Raw genomic sequence first — 16,911 nt, 5'->3', positions numbered from 1 at the left:
TTTGCCCAGCAACAGCCGGTCGCGCCGGTGCCTGCCCCCGTGCCAGACGGCCCGACGCGGAGCTTCACCGGCAGCGACCTGTTCGGCCTGACGATCGCGGCGGACCCGCAGATCAGCCCGGACGGCAAGACGATCGTCTATGTCCGCCGCACCGGCGACGTGATGACCGACACGATGCAGTCCTCGCTGTGGCTGATCGACGTCGCGAGCGGTCGCCAGACGCCGTTCGCCACCGACGGCAGCAGCCCGCGCTGGTCGCCTGACGGTGCGCGGATCGCCTATGCCGCGCGCGACGGCGAGGGATCGCAGCTCTTCGTCCGCTGGCTAAGTGGTTCGACGAGTGCGCGCGTGACAAGTTTCCCCGGCGATCCGCAGGCGCTCGCCTGGTCGCCGGACGGTACCAAGCTCGCCTACATCGCCACGGTAGCAGGCGAGGGCACCAAGCTCGGCACGCAGCCGCCCAAGCCGGAGGGCGCGAAATGGGCCGAGCCGCTGACGATCATCGACCGGGTCAACTACCGCAACGACGGACCGGGCTACGTGAAGCCGGGCTACGATCACCTCTTCGTGGTCGGCGCCGACGGCGGCGCGGCTCGGCAACTGACATACGGCAAGTTCGACGATGGCGGCCCGCTGTCGTGGACGCCAGACGGCCGCAGCATCGTCTTCGCCGCGATCCGCGGACCAGCCGCCGACCGCCAGGTGATGAACTCCGACGTGATCGCGGTCGATGCGACGAGCGGCACGATGCGGACGTTGACGACGCGCGACGGCCCCGATGCGCAGCCGCGCGTCTCGCCCGACGGCGCGAAGATCGCGTGGCTCGGCTTCGACGACAAGCGCCGGAGCTATGAAAACACGCAACTCTATATCGGCGACCGCGACGCAGCCTCGCCGCGCTCGCTCACCGCGACGCTCGACCGCGCGATCGAGGACGCGGTGTGGTCCGCCGACGGTCGCAGCCTGTATGCGAGCTACGACGATCACGGCCAGCGCCGCGTTGCCCGCGTCGGTGTCGATGGTCGCATCACGCCGCTGATCGACAACGTCGCGGGCGGCGGGCTCGACCGGCCCTATACCGGCGGCGAGTTCTCGATCTCGAAGGGCGGCACGATCGCCTATACCGGCGGCGACGCGAGCGCCCCCGCCGACGTCTGGGTACTGGCGGGCGGTAAACCCCGCCGCCTGACGACGCTCAACGCAGTGCTGACCGGATCGAAGGCACTCGCACAGGTCCGCAAGATCGCAGTGACCGCACCCGATGGTCGCCCGATCGACGCGTGGCTTGCCACCCCGCCGGGGCGTGTCGCAGGCCAGCGCGTACCGCTGATCCTCGAGATCCACGGCGGTCCGAACGCCGCCTACGGCCCCGGCTTCGCGACCGACATGCAGCTCTACGCCGCCGCCGGATACGCAGTCCTCTGGACCAACCCGCGCGGCTCGACCTCCTACGGGGCCGAGTTCGCCAACCTGATCGACAAGACCTACCCGGCCGCGGATTACGACGACCTGATCGCCTCGGTCGACGCCGCCATCAAGGACGGCACCGCCGATCCCGACAATCTGTTCGTGACCGGCGGTTCGGGCGGCGGGCTGCTGACCGCGTGGATCGTCGGCAAGACCGACCGGTTCAAGGCCGCTGCGACGCAGAAGCCGGTAATCAACTGGATCAGCGAGGCGCTGACGATGGACAACACGCTGTTCACCTCGCGCTACTGGTTCGCCAAGCTGCCTTGGGAGGATCCGATGAGCTATTGGAACCGCTCGCCGCTGAGCTTGGTCGGCAACGTCAAGACGCCGACGCTGGTGGTGGTCGGTGGCGACGATTACCGGACCCCAGTGAGCGAGTCCGAGCAATATTACGCGGCGCTCCAGATCCGCGGCGTGCCGACCGCGCTGGTGAAGGTGCCAGGCGCGAGCCACGGTGGCCTTGCCGCTCGCCCGTCGCAATCCGCAGCCAAGGCGTCGGCGATCATCGCCTGGTTCGATCGATACCGGAAGCCGGCAGGCGTAACGACGCCGGCACAGGGAGCAGCACAATGACGATACGGTACATGATGCTGGCCAGTGTGGCGCTGGTCTCGACCGCGGCGGTCGCACAGGTCCAACCACCGCGTGTCGCGAAGAAACCGTTCCAGGTGACGTCGCCCAACGGTGCGCGCGAGGATGATTATTACTGGCTGCGCGACGATACGCGGAAAAACCCCGAGATGCTCGCCTATCTCGCCGCAGAGAACGCCTACGCCGATGCGCAACTCGCGTCGCTGAAGCCACTCCAGGCCAAGCTCTACGAAGAGACCGTCTCGCACATCAAGCAGGACGACGGCTCGGTCCCGTACGCGAAGAACGGCTATTATTACGGCTCGCGGTTCCAGACCGGGGCGGATTACCCGATCCTCGAACGCCGCAAGGGCAGCCGTACTGCTCCCGCCGAAACGCTGTTCGACGAGCCGGCGATGGCAAAGGGCCACAGCTTCTTCGCGCTGAGCGACTGGGCGATAAGCCCGGACAACCGCCGCGTCGCCTGGGCCGAAGACACCGTCGGGCGCCGCCAATACGTGCTCAAGGTCAAGGACCTTGCGACTGGTGCGTCGATCGCCGACACGCTCTCGAACATCGAGCCGAACGTCGTTTGGGCAGATGACAACAAGACGTTGCTGTACGTCGAGAAGGACCCGGTCACCCTGCGCGGCTACCGCGTGAAGGCGCACGTCCTCGGCACGCCCGTCGCCAGCGATCGGCTGCTGTACGAGGAGAAGGACGACACCTATTCGATGGGCGTCTCGCGCACGGCCGACGACAAGTTCGTCTGTATCGGCGTGAGCAGCACGGTCAGCGACGAGCAACGCTGCGCGCCGGCCGCAGCCCCGACCAGTTTCACGATCGTCGCACCGCGTGCGCGCGAGTTCCGCTACAGCGCGGATCACATCGGCAATCGCTGGATCATCCGCACCAACAAGGCCGCAAAAAACTACAAGCTGGTGACCGTCGCCGACGCCGACCTAGCCAAGGGAACGGCGGCATGGCGCGACCTGACGCCGGCCAGCGACACCGTCTTCATCGAAGGCTTCAAGCCGTTCGACGGGTTCGTCGCGATCGACCAGCGCGAGGGCGGCAACCGCATGATCCGCGTGCTGAGCGATGCAGGCAAGTCGACGCCGGTGACCGCCGACGAGCCCACCTATCGCATGTCGCTCGACGTCAACGAGGAAACGTCGACGCCGTGGGTCCGCTACACCTATGGCTCGCTCGTAACGCCGACCACGACCTACGAGGTCAACGCGAAGACCGGCGAACGCCGCGTGCTGAAGGTCGCGCCGGTGCCGGGCTATGATCCCGCGAAATACGTCACCGAACGCGTCTGGGCACCCGCGCGCGACGGCACGCGCATTCCGGTCTCGCTGGTCTACGCCAAGGGTACCAAGCGCGACGGCACCGCGCCGCTCTTCCAATATGCCTATGGCAGCTACGGGATATCCAGTGATCCGGCGGTCGATCCGGGCCGGATTGGGCTGCTCGATCGCGGCGTGATCTACGCGATCGCGCATATCCGCGGCGGGCAGGAGATGGGCCGCGGCTGGTATGACGACGGACATCTGCTCAACAAGAAGAAAAGCTTCACCGACTTCATCGACGTCACCCGCTATCTCGTCGCGCAGAAATACGCGGCGAGGGACCGCGTCGCGGCGATGGGCGGCAGCGCAGGGGGCCTGCTGATGGGCGGCGTCGCGAACATGGCGCCCGCCGATTACAAACTGATCATCGCGCAGGTGCCGTTTGTCGACGTGGTGACAACGATGCTCGACGCGTCGATCCCGCTGACCACGTTCGAGTATGACGAGTGGGGCAACCCCGCGCAGAAGGCGTCATACGACTACATGCTGAGCTATTCGCCGTACGACAACGTCAAGGCGAAGGCCTATCCGGCACTCTATGTCGGCACCGGGCTGTGGGACAGCCAGGTGCAATATTACGAGCCGACCAAGTGGGTCGCCAAGTTGCGCGAACTGAAGACCGACAAGAACCCGTTGCTGTTCCGGGTGAACATGGAGGCGGGGCATGGCGGCAAGTCGGGCCGGTTCGAGCGCTATCGCCAGAACTCCGAGTGGCAGGCGTTCATGCTGCAACAGCTCGGTCTGGCTAAGTAGAAGGTCTGCCGCAAAGCGAGGGATGCGACGATGTGCCGCATCCCTCGACCTGCGGATCGCCTTCAGACCTTTGCGACTTACTGACCGGCGATGGCTTTGAGTGCCGGTGCGACTTGATCGGACGGAGCCGCGGGCTTCCGCCTCACGCCGTTGAGATCCGTCGCTGCGGATGGCTTGGCCGCGGGATCTGATGCGGCAGGCGGTGGGGTCGCGATCTTCGTTCCCGGCGGCTGGAGGCACTGCGACGGATCCGGGCGCTTGTACTCGCGGCAGTTCCACAACGCGCGTTCATAGCCGTTCGATCGATCGCGCAGATAACTGAACGTCAGCGAGGTCATCTGCGCGGTGTCGAGCGGCAGCGACGTGGGCACCTTCGTGCCGTCGAGCCATGCCATGTACCGACAGAAGGACCGGTTGCCGCACGACTGTGTGGCAGCCGTCACGAGCGTGTCCGGCGATTGCCCGCGTGGGAACACCACCACGACGGTATCCGCGTCGATGCGCCGTGCGGAGGCGTCCTCGGCGCCAGCGTCATCCGAGTCCGCGGCCGTGACGAACCCCATCGCCGCGGAGGCCTCGGCCAACGCCGACTGGGCTTCGTCGAAAGCTGCGCCGGTCTTGTGCGCATCGGACAGGCTGGCGAGCTGAGTGATGACCGGTTCGACGGTTTCGGGATGACGGCCGAACGCCGCCGGCGTGCCCCACCAGCCGGACCAGCGGAAGAACAGATGCGTGTGCACCGCGGTGATCTTGTCGAGGCTCGACTGCCAATAGGGCACGACCCAGTCGGTATGGTAGTGCGTCGCATAGCCGACCTGTCTGAACACCGCACCGCCGAGCGCCGCGCCGGCGACTTCCCGCGCGCGACGCCAGGCGTCCTCGGTCGGATGCCAACGCGTGATAGCGCCGTCGCAGCTGAAGCTGAACTGGCAGCCGGTGCTACGGTCCTGTCCCTCGAACACCACGCCGCACACGGTCTTCGGGAAGGCCGGATGGCGCAAGCGATTGAGCACGACCTGCGCCACCGCGCGTTCGCCGAGGGTGTCGTCGCCGGCTTCGTAGAGGATCCCCGCCGCCATACAGTCGGTCGCCCGCGCGAGGTCGTCCGGGGCACCGGCGAAGCGGAACGGCTTGGCCGCCGGATTCGGCTCGGTCGAGAAGGGCACGGTCGCGTTGAAGGCGCGAGCGTCGGTCGGCGTCAGGTCGACGAATTTCAACGGTTCGACCTTGGGTATCTCGGCCTTCGGTACGACACGTTGCCGCGGCAGCGCCATGTGCTTGGCCGGGACGATGACCGGCGCGTTGGCAACGACCAAGGCCGGACCGACGATCGCCAGCCCGGCGATGCCGGTCAAAATGCCATGCAACGCGGTAAACCCGCGCGCGGAAGAGGATGATGCGCCGCGCGCGAACGTAGGATGTGTCACTGTTCGGGCAGGAAGTCCGGGACCGACAGATAGCGCTCGCCGGTGTCGTAGTTGAACCCGAGAACCCGAACATTGTCAGGCAGATCGGGGAGCTTCTGAAGGATCGCTGCGAGCGTCGCGCCCGAGCTGATGCCGACCAGCATGCCCTCTTCGGTCGCCGAGCGGCGCGCCATGTCCTTCGCCACCGCGGCATCGACCTCGATCACGCCGTCGAGCGCCTGCGTGTGCAGGTTGACCGGGATGAACCCTGCGCCGATGCCCTGGATCGGGTGCGGCCCGGGCTGGCCGCCGGCGATGACCGGCGAGGCGGCGGGCTCGACCGCGTAGACCTTGAGCGACGGCCATTCCTTCTTCAGCGCTTCGGCGACGCCGGTGATGTGGCCGCCGGTGCCGACGCCGGTGATGATCACGTCGATTGGCGTATCACGGAAGTCGGCGAGGATTTCCTGTGCGGTCGTAGCGACATGCACGGCGATGTTCGCAGGATTTTCGAACTGCTGCGGCATCCACGAGCCCGGCGTCTGCTCGACCAGTTCCTTCGCGCGCTCGATCGCGCCCTTCATGCCCTTCTCGCGCGGAGTCAGGTCGAACGTCGCGCCATAGGCTAGCATTAGGCGACGGCGTTCAATCGACATGCTCTCGGGCATGACGAGGACGATCTTGTAGCCCTTTACCGCCGCGACGAGCGCCAGGCCGATGCCGGTGTTGCCGCTGGTCGGCTCGATGATCGTGCCGCCGGGCTGGAGATGGCCGTCCTTCTCCGCCGCCTCGATCATGGCGAGCGCGATACGGTCCTTGATCGACCCGCCGGGGTTCGAACGCTCGGACTTCACCCACACTTCGGATTCGGGGAACAGCTTCGACAGGCGGACGTGCGGCGTGTTGCCGATCGTGTCGAGGATCGAGTTGGCCTTCATGGCTTGGCTTCTCCGTGTTCGGGTTCGGTCTCTAGGATCTCTGGGGGATCAAAGGTTTTCGCGCGGCCAAGTTCCGGGAACAGTCGCGCCCAGCCGATCGTGATCGCAATAGCACCGACGCCGCCGAACACCACTGCGCCGACCGGACCGAGCAGCGACGCCATCACGCCGCTCTCGAATTCGCCCAGTTCGTTCGAGGCCGAGATGGTGAGCTGCGACACCGCGCTGACGCGGCCGCGCATCGCGTCGGGCGTATGAAGCTGGATCAGCGACTGGCGGACATAGACCGAGATCATGTCCGCGCCACCCGCGACGATCAGCGCGACGAGGCTGAGGACGAAGGCGGGCTGGACGGGGATGCCGCCGATCGTACCGGGCGCGATGCCGAGCAAGTTTACGATCGGCGTTGCGATGCCGAACGTCAGGATCGCGAGGCCGAACACGACGACAGCCACGAGCATCTTCACGCCGACATTCGTGCTCATCGGGCGGAACGAGAACCAGATCGCCGTCACTGCCGCGCCGATCCCCATACCGGCCGCGAGAACGCCTAGTCCCTGCGAGCCGACATGCAGGATATCGCGCGAATAGACCGGTAGCAGCGAGGTCGCGCCGGCGAGCAGCACGGCGAACAGGTCGAGCGTGATGGTCGCGAGGACGAGGCGATTGCGCCGGACATAGGTGAAGCCCTCGATGATGCGGGCGAGGGGGCGATGATCGGTCTGCGCGGCGGGCTGCGGCACCGGGCCGATCAAGAACATGAAGATGAGCGCGACGACGAACAGGATCGTCGCGACGCCGTAGGCGACCTCCGGGTGGATCGCGTACAGGAGCCCGCCGACGCTCGGGCCCGCGATCGTGCCGACCTGCCAGGCGATCGAGCTGATCGCGATCGCAGTCGGGAGTACCGCGCGGGGGACGAGGTTGGGGGCGAGTGCGGAATAGGCTGGGCCGGAGAAGGCTCGGGCGACGCCGAACGCGACCGCGGCGACGAACAGCACGCCGAGCGTGAGGTGGCCGGTCCAGGTCAGCAACCACAATGTCGCGGCGGTGACAACCAGCAGCGCGGTCGTGCCGCGGACGATCCAGCGGCGGTCGAAGCTGTCCGCGACGAGGCCGGTGATCGGGGTAAGGAGGAACAACGGCACGAACTGCGCGAACCCGATCATGCCGAGCATGAAGGCGGCCTGGCGGATGTCCATCGTCTCGCGGGCGATGTTGTAGACCTGCCAACCGATCACGATCGACATCGCGCTGACGGCTATCGTGCCGGTGAAGCGGGACAGCCAATAGGCGCGAAAATTGGCGATCCGTAAGGGATGCTGGTGGGGGTTTGCGGTGGAGTCCATTGCTGTTGGCTTTAAGCGGTGGCGAGAGGCGAGGGCAACCGGAGCTTTGCTTGGGGAGGGAATAGTGGCTCAAAGCTAAGCCAGTGTGTTTCCCCGCGAAGGCGGGGACCCAGACTGGGCTCCCGCCTTCGCGGGAGAACAAGGAAGCGGGAGCGGGTCTATGTCGCCAAGCGCGTCTCTGCCACCGCTCCGCCGCCGCATCACCTCCACCCCGGCGAAGGCCGGGGCCCAACTGGGGGACGTCGCCAACTGAGCGATGAGCGGCGTTACTACAACCTTACCAATTGGGCCCCGGCCTTCGCCGGGGTGGTTTGCTAGTGCGGTAGGGCTCGCGCGACCTATCGAGTGCCCCATCCCAAGCCCCCAAAACGGACATACCCCAGACGGGAATTGATGTTCCGCCCCGTCCGCGCCTATAGGCTCCCTCAACTCCCCTACGGAAAACGAGGTTTCCCACATCGTGGCCAAGACCCCCCCACCAGCACGCGCAATCGCCGAACCGCCGATTACGAACCGCGAACGACCGGCCGAACCAAAGCCGTACGAGGCGTCGAAGGACGAACTGCTCGAAATGTATCGGCAGATGCTGCTGATCCGCCGTTTCGAGGAAAAAGCGGGCCAGCTCTATGGCTTGGGCCTGATCGGTGGCTTCTGCCATCTCTACATCGGGCAGGAAGCGGTCGCGGTCGGCCTTCAGTCCGCGCTCAACGGCGAGACCGATTCGGTGATCACCGGCTACCGCGATCATGGCCACATGCTCGCCTACGGGATCGACCCGAAGGTGATCATGGCCGAGCTGACCGGGCGCAATTCGGGTATCTCGAAGGGCAAGGGCGGGTCGATGCACATGTTCTCGACCGAGCATAAATTCTACGGCGGCCACGGCATCGTCGGTGCGCAGGTGTCGCTCGGCACCGGCCTCGCGTTCAAGCACAAATACTCGAACGACGGCGGCATCTGCATGGCCTATTTCGGCGACGGCGCCGCGAACCAGGGCCAGGTGTACGAGAGCTTCAACATGGCCGAGCTGTGGAAGCTCCCGATCATCTTCGTGATCGAGAACAACCAGTACGCGATGGGCACCAGCGTCAATCGCGCTTCGGCCGAGGACCAGCTGTATCGCCGCGGCGAGAGCTTCCGCATTCCCGGCATCCAGGTCGACGGCATGGACGTGCTGGCGTGCCGCGGTGCTGCCGAGGAAGCGCTGGCGTGGGTCCGCGCGGGCAAGGGTCCGGTCATCCTCGAGATGAAGACGTATCGCTATCGTGGCCACTCGATGTCCGATCCGGCGAAGTACCGTACGCGTGACGAGGTCCAGGCGGTCCGCGACAAGTCGGATCCGATCGATCACATGAAGAAGCTGCTCGACGCGCAGGGCGTGACCGAGGCGGACCTCAAGTCCCTTGAACAGGAAATCAGGAAAATCGTGAACGAAGCCGCCGATTTCGCCGAGCAGACCCCGGAGCCGGATGCTGCCGAGCTCTACACCGACGTTCTGGTGGAGAAGTACTGATGGCGATCGAGATCAAGATGCCCGCGCTCTCCCCGACGATGGAAGAGGGCACGCTGGCCAAGTGGCTCGTCAAGGAAGGCGACAGCGTCAAGTCGGGCGATATCCTCGCCGAGATCGAGACCGACAAGGCGACGATGGAGTTCGAGGCGATCGACGAAGGCACGATCGGTTCGATCGCCGTCGCCGAAGGTACCGACAACGTGAAGGTCGGCACCGTCATTGCGACGATCCTCGAAGAGGGCGAGAGCGCGAGCGACGCCAAGCCCGCCGAAACGCGCTCCGGCGAGGCGGCCATCGCCGCGCCGAAGGAAACGCCGTCGGACGACAAGGCACCGCCGGTTCCCGAAGGCGCTTCGCCCGCCAAGGCCGAGAGCGGCACGCAGCAGCTCGTCGCATCGGCGGAGAAGGTCGGCATCTCCGACCCCGCGATCCCCGAGGGCACCGAGATGGTCAAGACGACCGTCCGCGAGGCTTTGCGCGATGCGATGGCCGAGGAAATGCGCGAGGACGACCGCGTCTTCGTGATGGGCGAGGAAGTCGCGCAGTATCAGGGCGCGTACAAGGTCACGCAGGGGCTGCTCGACGAGTTCGGCGACCGTCGCGTGATCGACACGCCGATCACCGAATACGGCTTTGCCGGCATCGGTGCGGGCGCGGCGATGGGTGGTCTGCGCCCGATCGTCGAGTTCATGACCTTCAACTTCGCGTTGCAGGCGATCGACCACATCATCAACTCGGCGGCCAAGACCAACTACATGTCGGGTGGCCAGATGCGCTGCCCGATCGTGTTCCGCGGTCCCAACGGCGCCGCGTCGCGCGTGGGTGCTCAGCATTCGCACAACTTCGCGGCGTGGTATGCGAGCGTTCCCGGCCTGATCGTGATCGCGCCGTATGACGCGGCCGATGCGAAGGGCCTGCTCAAGGCCGCGATCCGCACCGAGGATCCGGTCGTGTTCCTCGAGAACGAGCTGATGTACGGTCGCAGCTTCGACGTTCCCAAGCTCGACAACCACGTCCTGCCGATCGGCAAGGCGCGGATCGTCCGTGAGGGCAAGGACGTGACGATCGTCAGCTATTCTATCGGCGTGGGCATTTCGCTCGAAGCCGCCGAGAAGCTTGCTGAGGAAGGCATCGACGCGGAGGTCATTGACCTGCGCACGCTGCGCCCGCTCGACACGGAGACGGTGCTGAAGAGCCTAGCCAAGACCAACCGCATGATCATCGTAGAAGAGAATTGGGCAACCTGCTCGATCGCTTCGGAGATCGTCTCGGTGGTGATGGAGCACGGCTTCGACGATCTCGACGCACCGGTGCTGCGTGTGACGAACGAGGACGTGCCGATGCCCTACGCGGCGAACCTCGAAAAGCTGATGCTGGTCGACGTCGCGAAGGTCGTGACGGCGGTGAAGAAAGTTACGTACAAGTAAGGTGTTCGTACCGGTCGGGGAAACCTGGCCGGTACGGTCATGCTGCGTAGGTCGTGCAGACGCTCGCGGTCGTGCCGGGAGCGGCACCCAGAACCTGCGTATTGCGCTCTCGGACATTGTAGACGGATTCGGATCGCAGGACCGGCGTTCCGAAGAAACGCGCCGATACGAGCGGCTGATATTTATAGCTCACCTCAACGAAGATCAGCGCCGAGCCGGCGCCTGGGGCGATCTGGCGTGTGGCCGCACCCATATACTGCAAGCTGGCGTCGGCGAGTCCTTTGCCCTCGGCGCCATATCTCGGCTGCGAATCGGCGACGTTCAGTGCTCCGGTGCATCGTTGCCAGCGAATATATTGGCCCGCCTTCGTTCCGGCCTGCCCATTGGGTTCGACACTGGAAACGACGACTCGACCGTTGGGGCCGAAGTTGATTCCGCCGCCGATGAACTTGGCGCTCAGCAAGGCTTCGTTGACGTCCGCCTCGTCGATCGAATCCCGGACGCGCGCGACGTTGTCGGAAATCGCGGTCGAGATCTGGTTCACGCGCATCACGGCGACAGCCATGTTAGTGACCTCTGCGCCAGCAAGCCCAAGCGTAATCAGCACGGGCGCCGTAATCGCGAATTCGATGAGCGCGAGCCCGCGAACATCCGAACGAAATCGGCGGATCAAAGCATTAAAATGGGTCATGGCGCCTTCGTGCAAACGATCGTCGGCTCAGCACGCGACGTGAACGGCTGGTTCCGGAGGACGGTTGTTGCCGCAACGCTACGCGTAGGGCCCCATGACCACAGCGCACCGACCGGTGTGAGGTTCGGATATACAACCTTGACGGTATAATACACGATATCATCCGCACTGCCGATGCCGGTATCGCCCGGTGTTGCGTCGTAGATCCCGTTGTTATTCGCGTCTTCGAAGCAATCGCCGAGATTATACGTACCCTTGGGATCGGTGTCCGCGGTTATCTTCTCGGGTTTGCCAACGTTCGAAAAATTATAGTAGCGACGAGTCGATACCGTAACATACTGCGCGGGCACGACGGACTGTACCTCGGACTTGATGATTGCAACGACATCCGCCGCCGTCTTGTTGCCGACGGTCACCTGCCGCGACGCCTTCGACAACGCGCCCTGCACGACCGCGGTGACATAGCCCTGATAGCCGACCTCGAGGATCGAGAGCAGCAGTCCGACCAAGACCGGAATGATCATTGCGAATTCGACGATCGTCGCGCCGCGTCTGTCGCAGCCGAGCGAGCGGCGCGTGGACGTGATTGCGATCACTGGTTGATCCTCAGCGACCCGATCTTGCTGCCGATCTCTTGGAACTTCGCGATTAGTGCGGGCGCGGTGCTGATGCCCGAAGCCATCGCCGGCGTAGTCGCGCAGTTCTGCATATCGGTGGTCAGCGTGGTCGAAAAGGCGATGACGTAGAGCTGGACGTTCTGACTCTTGGCCGCGTTGCACGCCATGCGGAAGCGCTGCAAGTGCCGCTGCAACTGCTCTGCCGCCAACTGGTTCGTGTTTCCGGTCGATGTTCCCAACACGCGCCTGTCGCGTTCTTCGGCGCCATAGGTCGTATAGACGTCGAGGTACGGCGACATATCGCCATCGGTCATGAAGATCATGTATTTGCGGACGCTGAACCCGCGCAATTTCTTGGGATTGTCGGGGTCGTTCTGATCGTTTGTTTCTGGGTTTGCCGATGCGAAGATACCATCCGGCGAAATGAAGCGTGCACCCCATATCACCCCGATATCGTGATATGTCCCGCCTAACGGCTTCAAGTCCTTGATGTACGACATGAACGATGTTTTGTCGTTATAGTATTCCTTCAGCCGACTCGCGGCGCTCGCGCAATATTTCTGGTCTGTGTACTGCCTTTGAGTGTCGGGATCGAATTCAGCTTCCGGCCACCAGGGAGCCCAGCGACTGGAGTCGGCAGTTGGCAGCATGTTGACGTCGAGGTCCCATGCGCTGGCCGGCGCGGTCGTCGCGGACCCACCGTCGATCGTGACATTGTCGGTCTGGCGTTCTTCGATGCACCCCGCCCACCGTGATTTGCTGCTCGGATACGAGCCAGGCGTCGTGACCAGCGCGCCGGTCTTGAACGAAGAGGTGTCGAGCGTCTGCTGACCATAGGTCGCGCTTGCGCCAAACCAACCCGTCGTGACGGTTCTCGACTGATACAGCGCGCTGCTGCGAATGTAGTTCGGGTTCTCTGCATAGACGAGTTTGCCGACATTCACGGTCGCGTTGTACGGCACGAAGCCGTAACGCAGGCGCAGGTTGTTGGCGTGCAACTGATCCTGCGCGGACTTGAGCGTATCGTAGAGCGATTCCGATGCGTCGCGCAGCGCCTGCATCTTCGATCCGGACTCTTCGACTTCGTTGCACGCGTCGTTGGGCTTGCTTGGGGGACAGTTCATCGATCCCGACATGTCGAGCACCAACACGATGTCGGTACCGACGAAATCCTGCGTGGCCGAACAACTGGTCGACAGGTTCATTGTCGAAAAACCGAACAGCTTCATGATCGTCGTCGGGATCGTCGTCGCTGCGGTGATCTTTACGGTGCCGATCGCCGGTACGGTGACGACCGGCGTGAACGCCGCCGTGCCGAACGACGCCTGCGGGAAGTTGAAGTTGAAATACGTCTTCGCTTCGGTGTCCACCGCGGTCGTCAACGTCGTGCCCGAGAGAAGCCGCCGCGCCGCCAGCGACCCAGCGTCGCAAGCCTGTTGCAGCCGGTCGCGGGCAACATAGGCGCGCGCCATATCCAGGCCCGACCCGACCATGGCAATCAGCGGCATCATCGCGAAGGCGACGATAATCAGCGTATTGCCAGCCACATCTTTGCGCAGCCGCCCGAGAAAGGTCGTCGGCCGTTGTAGTTTTTGGCCGTGCTTGGCGTTCATTATGGTCCTGACCCGGGCGGTATTACTCTCGCGTGACCTTGCTCCCGGATCCCGTAAGCCCGGCTCAAGAAATATGGTTACCGTGATATTTACTGTCGCGCGGATAGGAGCGGGGGATGCACGATTAGAAGTGGCACGCTATTGCCAGTCGATGTCCCGAGCTGACCCCGATCGCTTACTGGCGTTCACTTATGCCGACCCATCCGCACGCCTGGCACTCGAAGCGCTGTTCGCGCTCGACGATACTTTAGGCGGGATTCTGCGGACGACACGCGAGCCTTTGGTTGGGCAGATGCGGCTAACGTGGTGGTACGAGGCGCTGGGGCGTCTCGATACTGCCCCTGCGCCCGCCGAACCGGTGTTGACCGCACTCCAGGCGTGCGTGTTGCCGGCGGGCGTGTCGGGGGCGATGCTGGCGGGGATGACCGATGGCTGGGAGGCTTTGTTGGAGCCGGTGCTCGATGCTGCAGCCGTGGACCGGTTCGCGCGCGATCGGGGGCGGCGGTTATTCGAGTTGGCCGGCTCGATGCTGTCGGTGAGCGACGCGCGGATCGGGCTGGCGGGCGAGGGCTGGGCGCTCGCCGATCTGTCGCAGCGGTTGAGGGATGCGCCTAGTCGTGCGTTGGCGCGCGCGCGGGCTGTCGAGGCGCTCGACGCGGCCCTGCGTGGTCGTTGGCCCGGCAAAGCACGCGCGCTTGGCGCCCTGGCGCTGTCGGCGCGGTTCGACGTTTCGGCTTCGCCACCGCCGCCGGGCAGCCCGAAGCGGGTCGGGCGGTTGGCGTGGCATAGACTGACCGGATACTGACCAATCAAATGGGGATCGCCGCCCGCGAGGCCTAGCGTACTGTCTGGGCAGTTGGGGGGGGCGGCAATGTGGCGGTATCTGGCAGGTGGGACGGCGGTGATCGCGTTGATCGTCGCGGGGTTCATGTTTTTCAACGGCGACGCACGGCCTGGGCCGCTGCTGCCCCCGCAACCCGTATCGCAAGTCGGCGGAGTGGCGGTCGCCAGCGATCCGCTACCCGATGCCGCCCCCGAAGCCACTGAGAAAACGCGCGAGCAGAAGCGGTTCGATCGCTACGACAAGAATCGCGATGCGAAGATCACCCGCGAGGAATATCTCGTCCAGCGGCGCAAGGCTTACGCGCGGTTGGATGTGGACGGTGACGGCAAGCTTTCGTTCGACGAGTGGGCGGTGAAGGCGACGACCAAATTTGCCGACGCCGACCACGACAAATCCGGCGCGATGATTGCGCCCGAATTTGCCACGACGGCGGTCAAGCGGAAGGGGCCAGCTCGGGTAAATTGTCCACCGGTTCACGCTGTTGCCGAGGAGAGTTGAGCCACTCCGCCAGTGCTGCACGACCGCGATCGGTGTACATCCGCTTGCGGTCGGTCTTCTTCGTCCGGCCGGGAATTGGCGGGAACAGGCCGAAATTAACGTTCATCGGCTGGTACGTCTCGACCTCCGCGCCACCGGTAATGTGGCCGAGTAGCGCGCCGAGCGCCGTGGTGTAGGGCGGTGGCGTCAGCGTCTTGCCGGTCAGCTCGGCCGCCGCGTACAGCCCCGCGAGCATGCCGATCCCGCAGCTCTCGATATAGCCCTCGCACCCGGTGATCTGGCCGGCGAACCGGATGTTAGGGCGCGACTTCAACCGCAGCGTTTCGTCGAGCAGTTCCGGCGAGCGGATGAACGTGTTGCGATGCAGTCCGCCCAGCCGCGCGAACTCGGCGTTCTCAAGCCCGGGGATCGTTCGGAACAATCGGACCTGGTCGGCGTGCTTCATCTTGGTCTGGAAGCCGACGATGTTCCACAGCGTGCCCTGCGCATTGTCCTGGCGAAGCTGGACGACCGCGTGAGGCCAGCGCCCGGTTTTCGGATTATCGAGCCCGACCGGCTTCATCGGGCCGTAGCGCAGCGTGTCGACGCCGCGCTCCGCCATCACCTCGATCGGCATGCAGCCGTCGAAATAGGGCGTGTCCTTCTCCCAGTCCTTGAACGGCGTCTTCTCGCCCTCGATCAGGCCCTTGTGGAAGGCAAGATACTGGTCCTTGTCCATCGGGCAGTTGATGTAATCCTTGCCCTCACCCTTGTCCCAGCGCGACGCGAACCACGCGGTGTCCATGTCGATCGAGTCGCGGTGTACGATCGGCGCCAGCGCGTCGAAAAAGGCGAGCGCCTCGCGGCCGGTCTCGGCGCCGATACCGGCGGCAAGCGAGGCGGCGGTCAGCGGGCCGGTGGCGATGATCGTCGGGCCGTCCGGAAGCGCGTCGATGCGTTCGCGGACTAGCGTGATGTTCGCATGCTGGTCGATCGCCTCGGTAACGCTGGCCGAAAAATTGTCGCGGTCGACCGCGAGCGCCGAGCCGGCCGGGACGCGGTGGATGTCCGCCTGGCGCATGATCAGCGAGCCCAGCGTACGCAGTTCCTGATGAAGCAGCCCGACCGCGTTGGCTTCGGCATCGTCCGACCGAAAACTGTTCGAACAGACGAGTTCGGCGAGCCCGTCGGTCTGGTGCGCGGGCGTCTCTTCGCCGCTGCCGCGCATTTCGGACAGGCGGACCTTGAGGCCAGCTTCGGCAAGTTGCCAAGCGGCTTCGGAACCGGCGAGCCCGCCGCCGATGACGTGAATATCGTGGGTCATTCCGGTCAGATAGCGCGGGACGCCTGTCGTGTCAGCGGTTGTTGTGTCGGCGGTGCAATCCCACTTCGCCTGGATGACGAAACCCACGACAATCTTCACGATCGGCTATGAAGCCACGACGATGGCCGATTTTCTCAGCGCGCTGAAGGCGGCGGGGGTGCAGCGCGTGATCGACGTCCGCGCGCTGCCTTTGTCGCGACGACCTGGATTCTCGAAGTCCTCGCTCGCCGCCTCGTTGCGCGAGGTCGAGATCGATTACGTGCATCTGAAGGCACTCGGAACGCCGAAACGCGGGCGCGATGCGGCGAAGAAGGGCGACGTCGCGACGCTGACCGCGGTGTATGAGGAGCAACTCGAATTGCCCGAGGCGCAGGCCGCGGCAGCGATCATGCTCGGGCTGGCAGCGGAGAAGCCTAGTGCGCTGCTCTGCTACGAGCGTGATCCGTGTCACTGTCACCGGACCTTGCTGTTGCAAGCGGTGGGCGAGGGGGCGGAGGTCGTGGATCTGTTTACGTAGGCCGGGTCGGGCTGGCTTCAAACGTTCCGTCATCCTGACGAAAGTCA

The 16,911-nt window shown here is 64.7% G+C and carries 14 protein-coding genes; 7 read left to right on the top strand and 7 right to left on the bottom strand.

The features are described 5' to 3' along the window. Positions 1-27 precede the first annotated feature (27 nt). Complete coding sequence (locus tag C8J43_RS12735) at positions 28-2,043, top strand: S9 family peptidase (RefSeq protein ID WP_243645578.1); 2,016 nt, start codon at positions 28-30, stop codon at positions 2,041-2,043. Continuing rightward, positions 2,040-4,148 carry a S9 family peptidase gene (locus C8J43_RS12730; RefSeq protein WP_207893389.1) on the top strand — a complete coding sequence of 703 codons (2,109 nt, stop codon included), beginning with the start codon at positions 2,040-2,042 and terminating at the stop codon, positions 4,146-4,148. Before C8J43_RS12735 ends, C8J43_RS12730 begins: the two co-directional genes overlap by 4 nt. 77 nt (positions 4,149-4,225) lie before the next feature. On the opposite strand, the gene C8J43_RS12725 is transcribed toward C8J43_RS12730, so the two are convergent. The 3 genes from C8J43_RS12725 to C8J43_RS12715 are packed head-to-tail and all read right to left on the bottom strand — an operon-like array spanning position 4,226 to position 7,841. After that, complete coding sequence (locus tag C8J43_RS12725; protein WP_243645562.1) at positions 4,226-5,575, bottom strand: cell wall hydrolase; 1,350 nt, start codon at positions 5,573-5,575, stop codon at positions 4,226-4,228. Beyond that, positions 5,572-6,492, bottom strand: coding sequence for a cysteine synthase A (gene cysK / locus C8J43_RS12720; protein ID WP_056048760.1), 921 nt, complete (start codon positions 6,490-6,492; stop codon positions 5,572-5,574). Before cysK ends, C8J43_RS12725 begins: the two co-directional genes overlap by 4 nt. Further along, the gene (locus C8J43_RS12715) at positions 6,489-7,841 is read right to left on the bottom strand and encodes an MFS transporter (RefSeq protein ID WP_133031201.1); all 1,353 of its coding nucleotides are present in this window, start codon (positions 7,839-7,841) and stop codon (positions 6,489-6,491) included. The genes cysK and C8J43_RS12715 overlap by 4 nt, the downstream gene beginning before the upstream one ends. 505 nt (positions 7,842-8,346) lie before the next feature. On the opposite strand from C8J43_RS12715, the gene pdhA reads away from it, so the two are divergent. Together pdhA and C8J43_RS12705 are read left to right on the top strand one after the other, a co-directional pair. Continuing rightward, positions 8,347-9,354, top strand: a complete 1,008-nt coding sequence (gene pdhA, locus C8J43_RS12710) for a pyruvate dehydrogenase (acetyl-transferring) E1 component subunit alpha (protein WP_107955681.1) — start codon at positions 8,347-8,349, stop codon at positions 9,352-9,354. Next, complete coding sequence (locus C8J43_RS12705) at positions 9,354-10,781, top strand: pyruvate dehydrogenase complex E1 component subunit beta (RefSeq protein WP_133031200.1); 1,428 nt, start codon at positions 9,354-9,356, stop codon at positions 10,779-10,781. Before pdhA ends, C8J43_RS12705 begins: the two co-directional genes overlap by 1 nt. Positions 10,782-10,818: 37 nt before the next feature. Here C8J43_RS12705 and C8J43_RS12700 read toward each other — a convergent pair whose 3' ends face one another. The 3 genes from C8J43_RS12700 to C8J43_RS12690 are packed head-to-tail and all read right to left on the bottom strand — an operon-like array spanning position 10,819 to position 13,702. Beyond that, a complete protein-coding gene (locus tag C8J43_RS12700) occupies positions 10,819-11,487 on the bottom strand; it encodes a pilus assembly protein (RefSeq protein ID WP_133031199.1) in 669 nt (222 codons plus the stop codon). After that, positions 11,469-12,068, bottom strand: a complete 600-nt coding sequence (locus C8J43_RS21910) for a TadE family protein (protein ID WP_165899617.1) — start codon at positions 12,066-12,068, stop codon at positions 11,469-11,471. The genes C8J43_RS12700 and C8J43_RS21910 overlap by 19 nt, the downstream gene beginning before the upstream one ends. Then, positions 12,065-13,702 (bottom strand): TadE/TadG family type IV pilus assembly protein, encoded by a 1,638-nt coding sequence (locus C8J43_RS12690; protein WP_133031198.1) that lies wholly within the window; start codon positions 13,700-13,702, stop codon positions 12,065-12,067. The genes C8J43_RS21910 and C8J43_RS12690 overlap by 4 nt, the downstream gene beginning before the upstream one ends. 151 nt (positions 13,703-13,853) lie before the next feature. On the opposite strand from C8J43_RS12690, the gene C8J43_RS12685 reads away from it, so the two are divergent. Next, a complete protein-coding gene (locus tag C8J43_RS12685) occupies positions 13,854-14,507 on the top strand; it encodes a squalene/phytoene synthase family protein (protein WP_133031197.1) in 654 nt (217 codons plus the stop codon). Between the two features lie 96 nt (positions 14,508-14,603). Continuing rightward, a complete protein-coding gene (locus C8J43_RS12680) occupies positions 14,604-15,044 on the top strand; it encodes an EF-hand domain-containing protein (RefSeq protein ID WP_347812510.1) in 441 nt (146 codons plus the stop codon). Here the strand turns inward: C8J43_RS12680 and trmFO are convergent. After that, entirely contained in the window at positions 14,980-16,347 is a 1,368-nt protein-coding gene (gene trmFO / locus C8J43_RS12675) for a methylenetetrahydrofolate--tRNA-(uracil(54)-C(5))-methyltransferase (FADH(2)-oxidizing) TrmFO (protein ID WP_133031195.1), read from the bottom strand. The two genes, C8J43_RS12680 and trmFO, sit on opposite strands and share 65 nt — an antisense overlap. A gap of 73 nt (positions 16,348-16,420) precedes the next feature. Here trmFO and C8J43_RS12670 point away from each other — a divergent pair, with 73 nt between their 5' ends. Further along, positions 16,421-16,864 carry a DUF488 domain-containing protein gene (locus C8J43_RS12670; protein ID WP_133031194.1) on the top strand — a complete coding sequence of 148 codons (444 nt, stop codon included), beginning with the start codon at positions 16,421-16,423 and terminating at the stop codon, positions 16,862-16,864. Positions 16,865-16,911: the final 47 nt, after the last annotated feature.

The sequence above is a fragment of the Sphingomonas sp. PP-CE-1G-424 genome, from assembly GCF_004341085.1.
GTDB lineage: Bacteria > Pseudomonadota > Alphaproteobacteria > Sphingomonadales > Sphingomonadaceae > Sphingomonas.
The sequence above is the reverse complement of the archived record's forward strand: the minus strand, read 5'-3'. Positions and strand labels throughout refer to the sequence as shown.